Origin of the sequence: Paenibacillus sp. IHB B 3084 (assembly GCF_001447315.1) — a bacterium.
Classification (GTDB): domain Bacteria; phylum Bacillota; class Bacilli; order Paenibacillales; family Paenibacillaceae; genus Paenibacillus.
In genome coordinates this window covers 2,170,308-2,185,593 of the sequence record NZ_CP013203.1, presented here as the reverse complement: position 1 = coordinate 2,185,593, position 15,286 = coordinate 2,170,308, and the positions used below count along the sequence as shown (strand labels likewise).

Sequence of the window (15,286 nt, the reverse complement as noted above, 5' to 3'; positions counted from 1 at the left end):
CCAATGGGAATGGAAGCTGTATTATCAAAAGTTCAGCACGGCCTGATCGTATCCTGTCAGGCGCTACCCGATGAACCGCTGCACGGATCGGATTCCATGGTCAAAATGGCACGCGCCGCTCAGCAGGGCGGAGCCGTGGCCATTCGCGCCAATGGCGCAGCAGATGTGCGTGCGATCAAACAGGCGCTTTCCCTGCCAGTCATTGGTCTGATCAAGCGGGATTATGATGATTCCGATATTTATATTACGCCCACCCTCCGAGAGATGGAGGAACTGGTGGACGCGGGCGCGGATATCATCGCCCTGGATGCTACATCACGTCCGCGCCCAGGGGGATGCAAGCTGAAGCAGCTCATAGATTACGCCCATGGCCATGGAGTGGCTTCCCTGGCGGATATATCCACACTGGAGGAGGCGCTTCATGCCGCTTCCCTCGGTATAAGCTGCGTATCCACAACGTTATCTGGTTATACGCCCTACTCTGCTCAGATCGATGGACCCGATCTGGAGTTGGTTCGGAGAGCGTCGGAGCTGGTTCCCGTGCCTTTAATTGCGGAGGGCAAAATCCATGAGCCTGCGCAGGTGGAGGAAGCATTCCGGCTGGGAGCATATGCAGTGGTTGTAGGCTCGGCGATTACCAGACCCCAATTAATTACGCAGCGGTTTGCCGATGCAGCAAGGAAGGCAGTGAAATGCATCTATGGAGATGAACGACCGAATTAATACGTACTTTCCTTCATTAACAAAATCGGAACAAAAGGTCGCTTTATGCGTACTGGAGCGCCCGGCAGATATCATATATTTCTCCGTGACGGAGTTAGCTGATTTTGCAGGTACAGGCGAGACGACCGTCATGCGCTTTTGCCGGAAAATCGGTTTTAAAGGTTATCAGGATTTCCGACTGTCCCTGGCGCAAAACCAGACTTATCGCAAAACCGATACGGGTGGGGAAAACACCGACCCGGACAACGAACATGATATTACCCGCATGGTGTATCACAATATGCTTGATATTTTGCACTCTAGTATGGGACTGCTGGACCGTTCAGAGCTTGGGCGTGCGATAGCGTGTCTCGAACAGGCAGGCTATGTTCAATTTTTTGGTGTAGGTGCTTCGGGAATTTCCGCGCAGGATGCCAAAAACCGTTTCTTACGAATCGGGCGGCGTGCCGAAGCCGTGGCAGACGGACATATTCAGTCGATGATGGCGGTGTCCATGAAGCCCGGAGATGTGGCTATTGGTATCAGTGTTTCGGGAAGTACGCTGGATACGAACGACATGCTGCACAAAGCCAAGCAAAACGGCGCGACCATTATCGCGATCACCAATTATGCAAAATCGCCCATCACCTCCATTGCGGATATCGTGCTGCTCACCGCAGGTAAGGAAGCTCCGATCGAGGGCGGTTCGATTGGAGCCAAAATCTCGCAGCTATTCGTCATTGACCTCATCTGCGAAGGACTTGCTCGCAAGTACACGAGTCATACCAAACTGATGAAGGAAAAAACAGCGAGGGCGGTCATTGAACGAAGCTATTGAGGTTTTAAAGCGGAGAACTGGTCTATTAGGCTGTGTCCTATCGTTAGTTATTGTTGTGGTATATGACTTGCTATTATAGAAGCTTTACGTAAAAGAGCGTGTTTGTAGATATCGTTTGGCAACAAGGAGGACGCTGTAGTGGCAGATGCTGTGAACAGAGTCATAGGGATCGATATTGGAGGTACATCGGTGAAGGCAGCCGTAGTGGCACGGGATGGTGCGGTGCTGGATGAAATCCGGCTGGATACGGATGCTTCTCGCGGGCGTGATTGGGTACTCTCACGGGTATCCGAAGCTGTGGAAGGACTGAAACGCTCCTTGAGAGACATCAGCACCATTGGCAATAACGACATCGGCGCTCTAGGGATTGCTACGGCTGGCAGAGTAAACGTGGAGAGCGGTGAAGTCGTGTATGCCACGGATAATCTCCCCGGCTGGCAAGGTACAAACTTGGTAACATGGGCGAGGGAGAATCTCGCCTTACGTGCTGTTGCTGACAATGATGCGAACGCCGCTTTGCTAGGAGAAGCATGGCAGGGAGCGGGGAGGGGCAAGCGACGCTTGGTCATGCTCACCTTGGGAACAGGCGTCGGTGGCGCATATATGGAAGATGGTTTGTTGTGCCGAGGGGCTCATTGGAGCGGCGGCGATTGGGGGCATAGTATTTTATTCCCAAGAGGCCTTCCTTGCAATTGTGGAAAAAAGGGCTGCGCCGAGCAGTATGTATCAGGTAGCGCACTGTTACGCCGGGGCAGAGAATACACAGGTATACAGTATCGCTCGGGAGTCGAGATCATGAAGGAGGCCGCTCACAGTCACCCGGAGGCGCTTCAGGTACTGGACGATTACACCGCAGATTTAGCCGTACTTCTGGCCAATATCTCGGTCATCCTTGATCCCGAGGCTATTATCGTAGGCGGAGGGGTAGCAGACGCGGGAGAAGTCTGGTGGCCCTTGCTAGAAAAGCATCTACAACAGCTGGGAGTACAAACGGAAGTAAGTCGGGCGTTATTGGGTAATCGCGCTGGAATCATCGGTGCGGGACGGCTTGCTTTTGAACTAGTAGATTCCTAGAACAAGCATGAAAGGGGAACGAACCATGACGCAAAATCGGCTTGATACCGACATTGTAGTGATTGGCGGAGGTCTGGGAGGAACATCGGCAGCTCTTGCGGCAGCGAAGGCTGGCATGAGAGTCATCGTAACGGAGGAGACGGACTGGTTGGGAGGACAGTTGACTTCACAGGCCGTCCCCCCGGATGAGCATCGATGGATCGAACAGTTTGGCTGCACAGCAACATACCGTGAGTTCCGTAATCGTGTGCGTGACTATTACCGTCAGAACTATCCTTTAACGGAAGAAGCCCAAAATGACCCGATTCTTAATCCCGGTAACGGTTGGGTAAGCCGTCTGGCTCATGAACCACGAGTTGCTCTGCGGGTGCTTGAGGATATGCTTGCTCCCTATTTGAATACGGGGCGTGTTCGTGTATATTACCATGCCGTGCCCATTGCTGCTCACACGGATGGGGACTGTATCTCTTCTGTAACTGTTCGTACCTCGGATAGCCTTGTTGATGGATGTGGGGTGATGGTGCTGCACGGAACATTTTATCTGGATGCCACGGAATGCGGAGATCTTCTTCCGCTGGCGGGGGTGGAGCATACGAGTGGAGCGGAGTCGCGGGATGATACAGGTGAACCTCATGCGCTGGAGTGCGCTGACCCTATGGATATGCAATCCATCACACATGTGGCAGCCGTGGATTACATTCCGCATGGAAGCTTCATTATAGAGCGACCGCTACAATATGATTTTTGGAGGAATTATATTCCTTCCTTTTCCCGTTTCCCGATTTTGAGTTGGTTTGCTACGGATGCGGATGATACCAGCAAACTAAAACAGTTCACTTTGTTTCCTAACGATCAGGGCATTGTATCTCTGTGGGATTACCGTCGCATTGTGGACCCTTCTATATGGAGTAAACCGTTAAATGATGGAGAGGTAACTCTTTTAAACTGGGCGCAAAATGATTATTACCTCGGTCCGTTAATCGGTGTTACCGCTCAGGAGCAGGAAAGACATAGAGAAGGCGCACGTGAATTGACCCGTTCTTTAATCTATTGGCTCCAGACCGAAGCACCCCGGTTAGATGGAGGATTCGGTTATCCGGGCATTCGGCCTCGTGGAGATTTCCTTGGTACCTCAGATGGCCTGGCTAAAACCCCCTATATTCGCGAATCGCGCCGAATTCGAGCGAAGTATACGATATCAGAGTTCGATGTAAGTCGTGAGCTTCGTGGAACGGATGGGCCCAAACGATACGCGGACAGCGTAGGTGTAGGCAGCTATCATTTGGACCTCCATCCGACCACTGTATCTCAGCGGACATTTTACATTCCTAATTACCCTTATGAAATTCCGTTAGGCTCCCTTATTCCGGTAAGAGTGCGTAATCTGCTTCCCGCCTGTAAAAATATAGGGATGACTCAAATCGCAAATGGTTGCTATCGGCTGCACCCCACGGAGTGGAATATAGGTGAATCAGCGGGTAGTCTGGCGGCTTATTGTGTCTCCAACGGAGTATTCCCGATAGAAGTCAGCGAATCGGCAGAGCATCTGGGGCGTTTTCAAAGCAGGCTTCTTTGCCAAGGTGTGGAGTTACACTGGCCTGCGGAAGTATTTGAACCCGAAGGAGTCACCAGCTAAAACGTGAGGGGCTATTGCCCCTTGGCTGACTTTGATAAGGCCAAAAGATGATTTTAATAAGTAATAAAAAAGTACTTGCTAAGTTACTTGGATATATGATATATTATTTGAGCTGACAACAAAACAGCCGTTTCAAAAATGAAAAGCTTGGGTAAAATAATCTTTATAAAAGAAGAAAAAATAAAGCTTGCATTTCTGAAACGAACATGATATGATATTATAGCTGCTGAAAAAGACAGCGAAAAAGAAATGTTTGATCTTTGAAAACTGAACAACGAGTGAGTAAATGATTTTGTTCGCAAAATCAGCCACGAAGATTTCGGTGCATACCGCAAGGTTGTATGAAATCGGAGTGCAAAAGAGATATTTTATCTCGTCAGTTTCAAAATGAGCACATCGCTCTTTCTATATACCAACTTCGGTTGGTCTTTAATGGAGAGTTTGATCCTGGCTCAGGACGAACGCTGGCGGCGTGCCTAATACATGCAAGTCGAGCGGGGTTGTTGTAGAAGCTTGCTTCTACAACAACCTAGCGGCGGACGGGTGAGTAACACGTAGGCAACCTGCCTATCAGACTGGGATAACTACCGGAAACGGTAGCTAATACCGGATATATCCTTTCCCTGCATGGGGAGGGGAGGAAAGACGGAGCAATCTGTCACTGATGGATGGGCCTGCGGCGCATTAGCTAGTTGGTGGGGTAATGGCCTACCAAGGCGACGATGCGTAGCCGACCTGAGAGGGTGATCGGCCACACTGGGACTGAGACACGGCCCAGACTCCTACGGGAGGCAGCAGTAGGGAATCTTCCGCAATGGGCGAAAGCCTGACGGAGCAACGCCGCGTGAGTGATGAAGGTTTTCGGATCGTAAAGCTCTGTTGCCAGGGAAGAACGTCTTGTAGAGTAACTGCTACAAGAGTGACGGTACCTGAGAAGAAAGCCCCGGCTAACTACGTGCCAGCAGCCGCGGTAATACGTAGGGGGCAAGCGTTGTCCGGAATTATTGGGCGTAAAGCGCGCGCAGGCGGCTCTTTAAGTCTGGTGTTTAATCTCGAGGCTCAACTTCGGGTCGCACTGGAAACTGGGGAGCTTGAGTGCAGAAGAGGAGAGTGGAATTCCACGTGTAGCGGTGAAATGCGTAGATATGTGGAGGAACACCAGTGGCGAAGGCGACTCTCTGGGCTGTAACTGACGCTGAGGCGCGAAAGCGTGGGGAGCAAACAGGATTAGATACCCTGGTAGTCCACGCCGTAAACGATGAATGCTAGGTGTTAGGGGTTTCGATACCCTTGGTGCCGAAGTTAACACATTAAGCATTCCGCCTGGGGAGTACGGTCGCAAGACTGAAACTCAAAGGAATTGACGGGGACCCGCACAAGCAGTGGAGTATGTGGTTTAATTCGAAGCAACGCGAAGAACCTTACCAGGTCTTGACATCCCCCTGATCGGTCTAGAGATAGACCTTTCCTTCGGGACAGGGGAGACAGGTGGTGCATGGTTGTCGTCAGCTCGTGTCGTGAGATGTTGGGTTAAGTCCCGCAACGAGCGCAACCCTTATGCTTAGTTGCCAGCAGGTCAAGCTGGGCACTCTAAGCAGACTGCCGGTGACAAACCGGAGGAAGGTGGGGATGACGTCAAATCATCATGCCCCTTATGACCTGGGCTACACACGTACTACAATGGCCGGTACAACGGGAAGCGAAAGAGCGATCTGGAGCGAATCCTAGAAAAGCCGGTCTCAGTTCGGATTGCAGGCTGCAACTCGCCTGCATGAAGTCGGAATTGCTAGTAATCGCGGATCAGCATGCCGCGGTGAATACGTTCCCGGGTCTTGTACACACCGCCCGTCACACCACGAGAGTTTACAACACCCGAAGTCGGTGGGGTAACCCGCAAGGGAGCCAGCCGCCGAAGGTGGGGTAGATGATTGGGGTGAAGTCGTAACAAGGTAGCCGTATCGGAAGGTGCGGCTGGATCACCTCCTTTCTATGGAGAATCGTTTCCTGCAACGGAAACATTCAAATATGAAGCGTAAGCTTCAAAAAAACTACTCACTCGTTGCTCAGTTTTGAGAGTTCAATCTCTCACATAGCGTTTCCAACATATACTTGTATTCAAGTGTTGAGGAATTTGATATGATATTCATCCGGCCTTAAAAACCGGAAAAGTGCACCTTGAAAACTGGATACCGAAACGAAATTGCGTTTTAGAATATTCCTTTACGCTGATCTTGTGTAAACAAGTGAAATAAAGGTAGCAGGTAAGGAAAGATCTTTTGCCTTTGGCAAACATCATTCTTTATCGAACATTGATATTTTCTTTCTTTGAAAGAAAAATCTAGGTTAAGCTACAAAGAGCACACGGAGGATGCCTAGGCGCCAGGAGCCGACGAAGGACGTGGCGAACAACGATAAAGCCTCGGGGAGCTGTAAGCAAGCTTTGATCCGGGGATGTCCGAATGGGGAAACCCGGCTGTCTTCATCGACAGTCACTTTCTGCTGAATACATAGGCAGAACAGAGGCATACCAGGGGAACTGAAACATCTAAGTACCCTGAGGAAGAGAAAACAATAGTGATTCCGTCAGTAGCGGCGAGCGAACGCGGATTAGCCCAAACCAAGGAGCTTGCTCCTTGGGGTTGTGGGACGTCTTACATGGAGTTACAAAGGAACCGGTTAGATGAAGAGGTCTGGAAAGGCCCGCCAGAGAAGGTAAAAGCCCTGTAATTCAAAACTTGTTCTCTCCGAGACGGATCCCGAGTAGTGCGGGGCACGTGAAACCCCGTATGAATCCGGCAGGACCATCTGCCAAGGCTAAATACTCCCTGGCGACCGATAGTGAAGCAGTACCGTGAGGGAAAGGTGAAAAGCACCCCGGAAGGGGAGTGAAATAGATCCTGAAACCGTGTGCTTACAAGAAGTCAGAGCCCTATGTATGGGTGATGGCGTGCCTTTTGTAGAATGAACCGGCGAGTTACGTTCCCGTGCAAGGTTAAGGTGAAGAGCTGAAGCCGCAGCGAAAGCGAGTCTGAATAGGGCGAATGAGTACGTGGACGTAGACCCGAAACCGGGTGATCTACCCCTGTCCAGGGTGAAGGTGCGGTAACACGCACTGGAGGCCCGAACCCACGCATGTTGAAAAATGCGGGGATGAGGTGGGGGTAGCGGAGAAATTCCAATCGAACCCGGAGATAGCTGGTTCTCCCCGAAATAGCTTTAGGGCTAGCCTCGGAAAAGAGAGTCGTGGAGGTAGAGCACTGATTGGGTGCGGGGCCCGCAAGGGTTACCAAGCTCAGTCAAACTCCGAATGCCATAGACTTAGTTCCGGGAGTCAGACAGTGAGTGCTAAGATCCATTGTCGAAAGGGAAACAGCCCAGACCATCAGCTAAGGTCCCCAAGTGTGTGTTAAGTGGGAAAGGATGTGGAGTTGCACAGACAACCAGGATGTTGGCTTAGAAGCAGCCACCATTGAAAGAGTGCGTAATAGCTCACTGGTCGAGTGACTCTGCGCCGAAAATGTAACGGGGCTAAACACGCCACCGAAGCTATGGCTTGATGCTATGCATCAGGGGTAGGGGAGCGTTGAATGCGGGTTGAAGGTGTACCGTAAGGAGCGCTGGACTGCATTCAAGTGAGAATGCCGGTATGAGTAACGAAAAGATCTGTGAGAATCAGATCCGCCGAAAGCCTAAGGGTTCCTGAGGAAGGTTCGTCCGCTCAGGGTAAGTCGGGACCTAAGGCGAGGCCGATAGGCGTAGTCGAAGGACAACAGGTCGAAATTCCTGTACCACCGTAATCCGTTATGAGCGATGGGGTGACGCAGTAGGGTAGTGACGCGGACTGATGGATGTCCGTCTAAGCAGTGAGGCTGGTGTGTAGGCAAATCCGCACATCGTAAGGCTGGGCTGTGATGGGGAGCGAAAATTACAGTAGCGAAGGTCATGATCTCAGACTGCCAAGAAAAGCCTCTAGCCAGGAGAAGGTGCCCGTACCGCAAACCGACACAGGTAGGCGAGAAGAGAATTCTAAGGCGCGCGGAAGAACTCTCGTTAAGGAACTCGGCAAAATGACCCCGTAACTTCGGGAGAAGGGGTGCCTCGGTAGGGTGAATAGCCCGAGGGGGCCGCAGTGAAAAGGCCCAAGCGACTGTTTAGCAAAAACACAGGTCTGTGCGAAGCCGCAAGGCGAAGTATACGGGCTGACGCCTGCCCGGTGCTGGAAGGTTAAGGGGAGTGGTAAGTCCTTCGGGGCGAAGCTATGAACCGAAGCCCCAGTAAACGGCGGCCGTAACTATAACGGTCCTAAGGTAGCGAAATTCCTTGTCAGGTAAATTCTGACCCGCACGAATGGCGTAACGACTTGGGCGCTGTCTCAACGAGAGATCCGGTGAAATTTTAATACCTGTGAAGATGCAGGTTACCCGCGACAAGACGGAAAGACCCCATGGAGCTTTACTGCAGCTTGATATTGAATTTGGGTACGATCTGTACAGGATAGGTGGGAGCCTAAGAGACTTGAGCGCCAGCTTGAGAGGAGGCATCCTTGGGATACCACCCTGATCGTATCTAGGTTCTAACTTGGTACCGTGATCCGGTGCGAGGACAGTGTCAGGTGGGCAGTTTGACTGGGGCGGTCGCCTCCTAAAGAGTAACGGAGGCGCCCCAAGGTTCCCTCAGAATGGTTGGAAATCATTCGAAGAGTGCAAAGGCAGAAGGGAGCTTGACTGCGAGACCTACAAGTCGAGCAGGGACGAAAGTCGGGCTTAGTGATCCGGTGGTACCGCATGGAAGGGCCATCGCTCAACGGATAAAAGCTACCCTGGGGATAACAGGCTTATCTCCCCCAAGAGTCCACATCGACGGGGAGGTTTGGCACCTCGATGTCGGCTCATCGCATCCTGGGGCTGAAGTAGGTCCCAAGGGTTGGGCTGTTCGCCCATTAAAGCGGTACGCGAGCTGGGTTCAGAACGTCGTGAGACAGTTCGGTCCCTATCTGTCGTGGGCGTAGGAAATTTGAGAGGAGCTGTCCTTAGTACGAGAGGACCGGGATGGACGTACCGCTGGTGTACCAGTTGTTCCGCCAGGAGCACCGCTGGGTAGCTATGTACGGAAGGGATAAGCGCTGAAAGCATCTAAGCGTGAAGCCCCCCTCAAGATGAGATTTCCCAATTAGTAAGACCCCTTGAAGACGACGAGGTAGATAGGTTGGGGGTGGAAGTGCAGTAATGCATGGAGCTGACCAATACTAATCGGTCGAGGGCTTATCCTAAAGAATAAAATGCAATGGAGTTTCGGATCCAGTTTTCAGGGTGTAACACCTTGAAGGTATGTAGAAGATACATACGTATAGGCGAATTTACGATGTAAATTCATGTTTGGTGGCGATAGCGGAGGGGTTCCACACGTACCCATCCCGAACACGACCGTTAAGCCCTCCAGCGCCGATGGTACTTGGACCGCAGGGTCCTGGGAGAGTAGGACGTCGCCAAGCAATGTCCCTTTAGAGGATAATGAAGACATACATATTAGGGCCTTTAGCTCAGCTGGTTAGAGCGCACCCCTGATAAGGGTGAGGTCGGTGGTTCGAGTCCACTAAGGCCCACCACTTCTTGATGACAAAAAAAATGACTGGGGCCATAGCTCAGCTGGGAGAGCGCCTGCCTTGCACGCAGGAGGTCAGCGGTTCGATCCCGCTTGGCTCCACCAATATTCCCTGATAGCTCAGTTGGTAGAGCACTCGACTGTTAATCGAGTTGTCACAGGTTCGAGTCCTGTTCGGGGAGCCAAATCTTGAATATTTCTGAATTTTATATATAAGATGGCGGCGTAGCTGAGTTGGTTGAGGTCTACGGTTCATTCCAGTGAGGTTAGGGATGTAATCCTTATGCTGCTTGTTGGAGAGATACCCAAGTGGATATAAGGGGTTAGACTGCGAAAGTGGTGCGAAGGTTCGAATCCTTCTCTCTCCGCCAGATATTATTTATTGTTAAGGCCCGTTGGTCAAGCGGTTAAGACACCTCCCTTTCACGGAGGTAACAGGGGTTCGATTCCCCTACGGGTCATAGTATGGAGGCTTAGCTCAGCTGGGAGAGCATCTGCCTTACAAGCAGAGGGTCGGGGGTTCGAACCCCTCAGCCTCCACCATTTATGTTATACAAGTATTCCCTTTTAATGTCGCGGGGTGGAGCAGTTCGGTAGCTCGTCGGGCTCATAACCCGAAGGTCACAGGTTCAAATCCTGTCCCCGCAATTGATTTTCCTTAGGATTATCTATGGAACTGTGGTGTAGAGGCCTAACATGCCTGCCTGTCACGCAGGAGATCGCGGGTTCGAATCCCGTCAGTTCCGCCATTTTATGAAATATATAACTGGCATTTTTGTGTATTCTACATATAATGTGGGTTTGTATATTACAGATATAAAACAATATATGGCTCGGTAGCTCAGTCGGTAGAGCAGAGGACTGAAAATCCTCGTGTCGGCGGTTCGATTCCGTCCCGAGCCACCTTTCAAGTGGGAATGAGTAATGTGCCGGTGTAGCTCAACTGGTAGAGCAACTGACTTGTAATCAGTAGGTTGGGGGTTCAAGTCCTCTCGCCGGCACCATTTTGGAGGATTAGCGAAGTGGCCAAACGCATCAGACTGTAAATCTGCTCCCTTACGGGTTCGGTGGTTCGAATCCATCATCCTCCACCAGTCTTTTCATAATCATTATGGCGGTCGTGGCGAAGTGGTTAACGCACCGGACTGTGACTCCGGCATTCGTGGGTTCAAGCCCCATCGGCCGCCCTTTATTTTCATTTAATGGGGATTAGCCAAGCGGTAAGGCAACGGACTTTGACTCCGTCATGCATAGGTTCAAATCCTATATCCCCAGCCATTAAGAGCCATTAGCTCAGCTGGTAGAGCACCTGACTTTTAATCAGGGTGTCGAAGGTTCGAATCCTTCATGGCTCACCATTTATATTTATTTTGCGGTCGTGGCGGAATTGGCAGACGCGCACGGTTCAGGTCCGTGTGGGCTAACCCCCGTGGAGGTTCGAGTCCTCTCGACCGCACCATATTTTGCGGACGTGGCTCAGCGGTAGAGCATCGCCTTGCCAAGGCGAGGGTCGCGGGTTCGATTCCCGTCGTCCGCTCCATTATCCATTCGGCGCCATAGCCAAGTGGTAAGGCAAAGCTCTGCAAAAGCTTCACTCCCCAGTTCAAATCTGGGTGGCGCCTTTACTGCTTATTATGGATTATATTTTGCGCCCTTAGCTCAGCTGGATAGAGCGTTTGACTACGAATCAAAAGGCCGGGAGTTCGAATCTCTCAGGGCGCGCCATTTTCTTAAAAATGTATAATATCGGGATGTAGCTCAGCTTGGTAGAGCACCTGGTTTGGGACCAGGGGGTCGCATGTTCAAATCGTGTCATCCCGATACTGATTTGCGGGTGTAGTTCAATGGTAGAACTCCAGCCTTCCAAGCTGGTAGCGTGGGTTCGATTCCCATCACCCGCTTTTTGCTATAGCGGATTCTTGTTACCTCAGTGGTGACACCTTATAAATAAAGAGAGCCTGTCTGGGGACAGCGCTCTCTCTTTTTTTGTTTATTTATGCTGCTATATCTTTACACAGGAAGGGTCAGTTGGATGGAGGTCCCATGTTCGGGTGCAGAGGTTACGCTGATCCATCCTCCTACGCCCCTGGCTCGTTCCTCCATGCTGAACAGTCCCACGCCTTTCCCTTGAGATTGCTCAGAGAATCCGATACCCTCATCCCAAATGGTCACTTGTATGACTTCACCCTGATCCTCTACGTCGACATGTGCCTCAGCTACGTCTGCATATTTGGCTACATTCGTTAATGCCTCCTGTACAATCCGATAAATTGCTATTTCCTTGCGAATATCAAGGCGTTTACGTAGAGTGCATTGAAAATGCACCTCAATCCCGTAATGAGAACAGAAGTTTTCAATATAGGTCCGTATGGCTGGTACGATGCCCAAATCATCCAGAACTGAGGGGCGAAGTTCCCATGCCAGTCCGCGGACATCCTTAATAATGTCAGTCACCTGTGAACGCAGCTTTTCCAGAGCAGGGCTAGGCTGTTCGGCAAGCTGACTATCCAGTTGAATAATCAGCGCAAATAAGCTTTGCCCAATTCCATCATGCAGCTCTCTTGAGAAACGCTTGCGCTCTTCCTCCTGTATTTGCATCACTTGCGTCATCATCGTCTGCAGCTCAGCTTCTACTTTTTTAAGTTTGGTTACCTCATTACGGATCGCCAAATACTGATAGGGCTTACCTTCTTCGTCCATGAACGGAACGATGGTGGTATTCACCCAATAGTAGGTGTTGTCTTTGGCTCGATTACGTATTTCTCCCTGCCATACCTCGCCTGAGCGAATTATGGTCCACAGGTTTTTCATAAAGGCAGAAGTATGATAGCCCGAATTAATGAGGCGATGATCCCGACCGATCAGTTCTTCCCGACTGTATTGCGAAATCTCGCAGAACTTGTCGTTAACGTACTGAATAATGCCGCGGTGATCGGTCAAAGCAACGATAGAAGACGTATCCAACGCGAATTTCAGATTGGATAACTGGTGGAGTGAGTTACGCAGTGCATGGAGAAAAGGGGATTCCGGTATATGCGCTTCCAAATCATCCAGCAGCTTATCGGCTGACTCGCCAAAAGCATGCTGGAGCAAAGGATTAGAAGGTTCATTCATAATGCAGCAGCCCCTTTTTTAGTGCAAATTTGACCAGCTCGGGCCGTGTTTTCAGGTTAAGCTTCTCCATCAGATTACTTTTGTGGGACTCCACGGTTTTAACGCTGATCACCAAGCGCTCGGCAATTTCCTTGTTCGCGTATCCCTTGGCTACCCACGAGAGAATTTCCTTTTCCCGTTCAGAAAGGGACTCATACGGGCCGGCTATGCCTTCCTTCTTGATCTTATCCAGATATTCACTCATCAGCCGTTTGGTTGCATTCGGGTACAGATAGGCGCTACCTTCGGCGACAGACTGAATGGCAGCAAGTAATTCCTCGTGAGGTGCGCTTTTTAAAATATATCCGGAGGCTCCGGCCTGAATGGCCCGAAACAGATATTCTTCATCGTCATGCATCGTTAAAATAAGCACTTCTGTATCAGGCAACTTTTTTTTCAATTCAGTGGTTGCGGTAAGACCATCTTTGCCAGGTGGCATACTAAAATCCATGAGTACGACATGGGGCTGTAGCTCGATCGCCTTGCGAATCGCTTCATCCCCATCCGCTGCATCTCCTACCACCTTAATACCGTGTTTGCCGTCCAATAGGGCCATGAGGCCGGAACGTACGACAACATGGTCATCCACTACAAGTATACGAATCAATTTGTCATCCCCTCGAACGGTAGAACCGTACGTTTTGTTATCATCATATCAAATTTAAGGGATTCCAATCAACATAGACAGTTAGGTACAGTTATATGATCTCATAGAATAAGAGTGTGGGCACATAGCTGACCAAGCTGCTCGGCCACTTTTGTGGCCCCTGCGACGTCGGAATCGGTGAACACTTTCACATCACGATTACCGAGAAGCAATACACCGTTCGGCAGATCCCCTGTGCTGGAAAAGGGAATAGCCACAGCAGAGTGAAGCTGTTCCGCCAGCATCAGCGCACATTCCTGACGTAAACGGATGCTGCCGGAGAGCATAGCGCTTACGGTCACGGTACGCCCCAGACGAACAGCCATCCCGGCAATACCATGCCCTACCTTAAAAGAAATACGCCGATAGCGTTCGCTGCGGCTGCCAGAGGCATAATACCATTGCAACACACCGCCCGGCTTGGACATGAGCGCAAGTGCTGTGAGATCACCATAGATACGATCTCTCAACTGATCCAGTGTTTTGCGCATTTCATCCGTTATTTCTAGCATAGAAGACACATCCTTTTTCGTAACAAAACTGTAGCTCTAACTTATTGTAGTTCCAGCAGTTACAAAAGTAAGTCAGGGAACCCCCTGATCTATAGGTACAGGAAACACTGACTTTTGAACAGGCGGGGCAAGGAGTTGGAGGGAAGCCGATAAATTAGGCTCTGCTTGATGGCGGGAGTGATATTTATCACAGCGAATCAGGGAGTAGGGAGGTATAAAATCAGGTGTTCTCCTGATAACAACTGATGCGTCAAAACATTATGATATAGATATCAGGTAAACACGAGGAGGACGCTAACATGCAAGCCACTTGTACGGAACGGTTTGGGGATAAGGTGGAACGCACGGGAATTCAGCTTTTTTTGACGGAGGAACATTTTGGGCTGCTGAAGGATATCATGTCCTGGAAAAAGGTAAAGGCGGGTATTAAGCTTTTTAGAGAGGGCGAAGAATCGGAGCAGCTTTATTATATACATTCGGGCCATGTTAAGCTTCGCAAGTCGACAGAAGACGGAAAAGAATTGATTTTGACCATTCAGCATCAAGGCGACTTAATCGGGGAGTTCAGCGGGATAGATGGAGAAGAGTATAGCTGCACCGCAGAAACAGCCGATGCCTGTGAGCTGGGCGTGGTGCGTGTTCAGGATCTGGAATCGCTTCTGTCCAAAAATGGAGCAATGGGGCTCCAATTCATTCAGTGGATGGCTATGAAGCAACGGATTATGCAATCGCGGTTTCGGGATTTGCTGCTGTATGGTAAAGCAGGAGCATTGGCCTCTACGCTGATCCGGGCGAGCAATACATGCGGTGTAGCGGTGAAGGATGGCATTTTACTGAATATGAAGCTGAGTCACTCCGAGTTGGGTGAAATGATTGGAGCGACACGGGAGAGTGTGAATCGGATGCTAAGCTCGTTGAAGGAGCAGGGGACGCTTGATACGCGGGATGGAAAAATAGTCATTCACGATCTTAAGGTGCTGCGTATGATGTGCTGCTGCCCTTCGTACGGCCAATGTGCGCATGAAATCTGCCGACTCTAAAAAATATGAACATAAATAAGGCGGAGTCCCTGAGGACCCGCCTTGATTTACGTCTTCTGACGCACCTGTACTTATACATCAGCA

At 50.5% G+C, this 15,286-nt stretch carries 8 protein-coding genes, 20 tRNA genes and 3 rRNA genes; 28 read left to right on the top strand and 3 right to left on the bottom strand.

Features of this window, described 5'->3' with window-relative positions; all coding sequences use genetic code 11:
• The first annotated feature begins 3 nt into the window (after nt 1-3).
• The 27 genes from ASL14_RS10310 to ASL14_RS10180 all read left to right on the top strand — a co-directional run bounded on the left by ASL14_RS10310 (nt 4) and on the right by ASL14_RS10180 (nt 11,752).
• Nucleotides 4-723, top strand: a complete 720-nt coding sequence (locus ASL14_RS10310) for an N-acetylmannosamine-6-phosphate 2-epimerase (RefSeq protein WP_134911504.1) — start codon at nt 4-6, stop codon at nt 721-723.
• The gene (locus tag ASL14_RS10305; protein ID WP_134911503.1) at nt 701-1,540 is read left to right on the top strand and encodes a MurR/RpiR family transcriptional regulator; all 840 of its coding nucleotides are present in this window, start codon (nt 701-703) and stop codon (nt 1,538-1,540) included. Before ASL14_RS10310 ends, ASL14_RS10305 begins: the two co-directional genes overlap by 23 nt.
• A gap of 138 nt (nt 1,541-1,678) precedes the next feature.
• Nucleotides 1,679-2,614, top strand: coding sequence for an ROK family protein (locus tag ASL14_RS10300; protein ID WP_134911502.1), 936 nt, complete (start codon nt 1,679-1,681; stop codon nt 2,612-2,614).
• Between the two features lie 25 nt (nt 2,615-2,639).
• Nucleotides 2,640-4,250, top strand: a complete 1,611-nt coding sequence (locus ASL14_RS10295; RefSeq protein WP_134911501.1) for an FAD-dependent oxidoreductase — start codon at nt 2,640-2,642, stop codon at nt 4,248-4,250.
• Nucleotides 4,251-4,679: 429 nt separating this feature from the next.
• Nucleotides 4,680-6,237: ribosomal RNA gene (locus ASL14_RS10290) — 16S ribosomal RNA — on the top strand.
• Nucleotides 6,238-6,591: 354 nt separating this feature from the next.
• Nucleotides 6,592-9,519 (top strand): 23S ribosomal RNA (locus ASL14_RS10285).
• A gap of 105 nt (nt 9,520-9,624) precedes the next feature.
• A 5S ribosomal RNA gene (gene rrf / locus ASL14_RS10280) occupies nt 9,625-9,741 on the top strand.
• Together the 16S, 23S and 5S rRNA genes with 20 tRNA genes alongside form the textbook arrangement of a ribosomal RNA operon.
• 37 nt (nt 9,742-9,778) lie before the next feature.
• A tRNA-Ile gene (locus ASL14_RS10275) sits at nt 9,779-9,855 on the top strand.
• A 25-nt stretch (nt 9,856-9,880) separates the two neighbouring features.
• Nucleotides 9,881-9,956: transfer RNA gene (locus ASL14_RS10270), tRNA-Ala, on the top strand.
• Nucleotides 9,957-9,960: 4 nt separating this feature from the next.
• Nucleotides 9,961-10,036 (top strand) — tRNA-Asn (locus ASL14_RS10265).
• 110 nt (nt 10,037-10,146) lie between these two features.
• Nucleotides 10,147-10,222, top strand: a tRNA-OTHER gene (locus ASL14_RS10260).
• Between the two features lie 18 nt (nt 10,223-10,240).
• Nucleotides 10,241-10,312: transfer RNA gene (locus ASL14_RS10255), tRNA-Glu, on the top strand.
• 6 nt (nt 10,313-10,318) lie between these two features.
• Nucleotides 10,319-10,394, top strand: a tRNA-Val gene (locus ASL14_RS10250).
• Between the two features lie 31 nt (nt 10,395-10,425).
• Nucleotides 10,426-10,499, top strand: a tRNA-Met gene (locus tag ASL14_RS10245).
• A 24-nt stretch (nt 10,500-10,523) separates the two neighbouring features.
• Nucleotides 10,524-10,600 (top strand) — tRNA-Asp (locus ASL14_RS10240).
• An 81-nt stretch (nt 10,601-10,681) separates the two neighbouring features.
• A tRNA-Phe gene (locus ASL14_RS10235) sits at nt 10,682-10,754 on the top strand.
• Nucleotides 10,755-10,779: 25 nt separating this feature from the next.
• A tRNA-Thr gene (locus ASL14_RS10230) sits at nt 10,780-10,855 on the top strand.
• A 4-nt stretch (nt 10,856-10,859) separates the two neighbouring features.
• Nucleotides 10,860-10,945: transfer RNA gene (locus ASL14_RS10225), tRNA-Tyr, on the top strand.
• Nucleotides 10,946-10,965: 20 nt separating this feature from the next.
• Nucleotides 10,966-11,038 (top strand) — tRNA-His (locus tag ASL14_RS10220).
• Between the two features lie 16 nt (nt 11,039-11,054).
• Nucleotides 11,055-11,129 (top strand) — tRNA-Gln (locus tag ASL14_RS10215).
• A gap of 4 nt (nt 11,130-11,133) precedes the next feature.
• Nucleotides 11,134-11,209, top strand: a tRNA-Lys gene (locus ASL14_RS10210).
• 14 nt (nt 11,210-11,223) lie between these two features.
• Nucleotides 11,224-11,310, top strand: a tRNA-Leu gene (locus ASL14_RS10205).
• 6 nt (nt 11,311-11,316) lie between these two features.
• Nucleotides 11,317-11,391: transfer RNA gene (locus ASL14_RS10200), tRNA-Gly, on the top strand.
• A 10-nt stretch (nt 11,392-11,401) separates the two neighbouring features.
• A tRNA-Cys gene (locus ASL14_RS10195) sits at nt 11,402-11,473 on the top strand.
• A 26-nt stretch (nt 11,474-11,499) separates the two neighbouring features.
• Nucleotides 11,500-11,576, top strand: a tRNA-Arg gene (locus ASL14_RS10190).
• A 22-nt stretch (nt 11,577-11,598) separates the two neighbouring features.
• Nucleotides 11,599-11,672: transfer RNA gene (locus ASL14_RS10185), tRNA-Pro, on the top strand.
• A 9-nt stretch (nt 11,673-11,681) separates the two neighbouring features.
• Nucleotides 11,682-11,752: transfer RNA gene (locus ASL14_RS10180), tRNA-Gly, on the top strand.
• A gap of 109 nt (nt 11,753-11,861) precedes the next feature.
• Here ASL14_RS10180 and ASL14_RS10175 read toward each other — a convergent pair.
• From ASL14_RS10175 to ASL14_RS10165, 3 genes are all read right to left on the bottom strand, one after another.
• Nucleotides 11,862-12,965 carry a PAS domain-containing sensor histidine kinase gene (locus ASL14_RS10175; RefSeq protein WP_134911500.1) on the bottom strand — a complete coding sequence of 368 codons (1,104 nt, stop codon included), beginning with the start codon at nt 12,963-12,965 and terminating at the stop codon, nt 11,862-11,864.
• A complete protein-coding gene (locus ASL14_RS10170) occupies nt 12,958-13,611 on the bottom strand; it encodes a response regulator (RefSeq protein WP_134911499.1) in 654 nt (217 codons plus the stop codon). The genes ASL14_RS10175 and ASL14_RS10170 overlap by 8 nt, the downstream gene beginning before the upstream one ends.
• Nucleotides 13,612-13,712: 101 nt before the next feature.
• Nucleotides 13,713-14,162, bottom strand: coding sequence for a GAF domain-containing protein (locus tag ASL14_RS10165; protein WP_134911498.1), 450 nt, complete (start codon nt 14,160-14,162; stop codon nt 13,713-13,715).
• 299 nt (nt 14,163-14,461) lie between these two features.
• Between ASL14_RS10165 and ASL14_RS10160 the strand changes: the two genes are divergently transcribed.
• Nucleotides 14,462-15,202 carry a Crp/Fnr family transcriptional regulator gene (locus ASL14_RS10160; RefSeq protein WP_134911497.1) on the top strand — a complete coding sequence of 247 codons (741 nt, stop codon included), beginning with the start codon at nt 14,462-14,464 and terminating at the stop codon, nt 15,200-15,202.
• The last annotated feature ends 84 nt before the right edge of the window (nt 15,203-15,286 follow it).

Bases quoted from the DNA above. Each gene is read 5' to 3' on its own strand.
- ASL14_RS10305 (WP_134911503.1), top strand. From the start codon at position 701: ATGGAGATGAACGACCGAATTAATACGTACTTTCCTTCATTAACAAAA.
- ASL14_RS10160 (WP_134911497.1), top strand. From the start codon at position 14,462: ATGCAAGCCACTTGTACGGAACGGTTTGGGGATAAGGTGGAACGCACG.
- ASL14_RS10175 (WP_134911500.1), bottom strand. From the start codon at position 12,965: ATGAATGAACCTTCTAATCCTTTGCTCCAGCATGCTTTTGGCGAGTCA.
- ASL14_RS10310 (WP_134911504.1), top strand. From the start codon at position 4: ATGGGAATGGAAGCTGTATTATCAAAAGTTCAGCACGGCCTGATCGTA.
- ASL14_RS10165 (WP_134911498.1), bottom strand. From the start codon at position 14,162: ATGCTAGAAATAACGGATGAAATGCGCAAAACACTGGATCAGTTGAGA.
- ASL14_RS10295 (WP_134911501.1), top strand. From the start codon at position 2,640: ATGACGCAAAATCGGCTTGATACCGACATTGTAGTGATTGGCGGAGGT.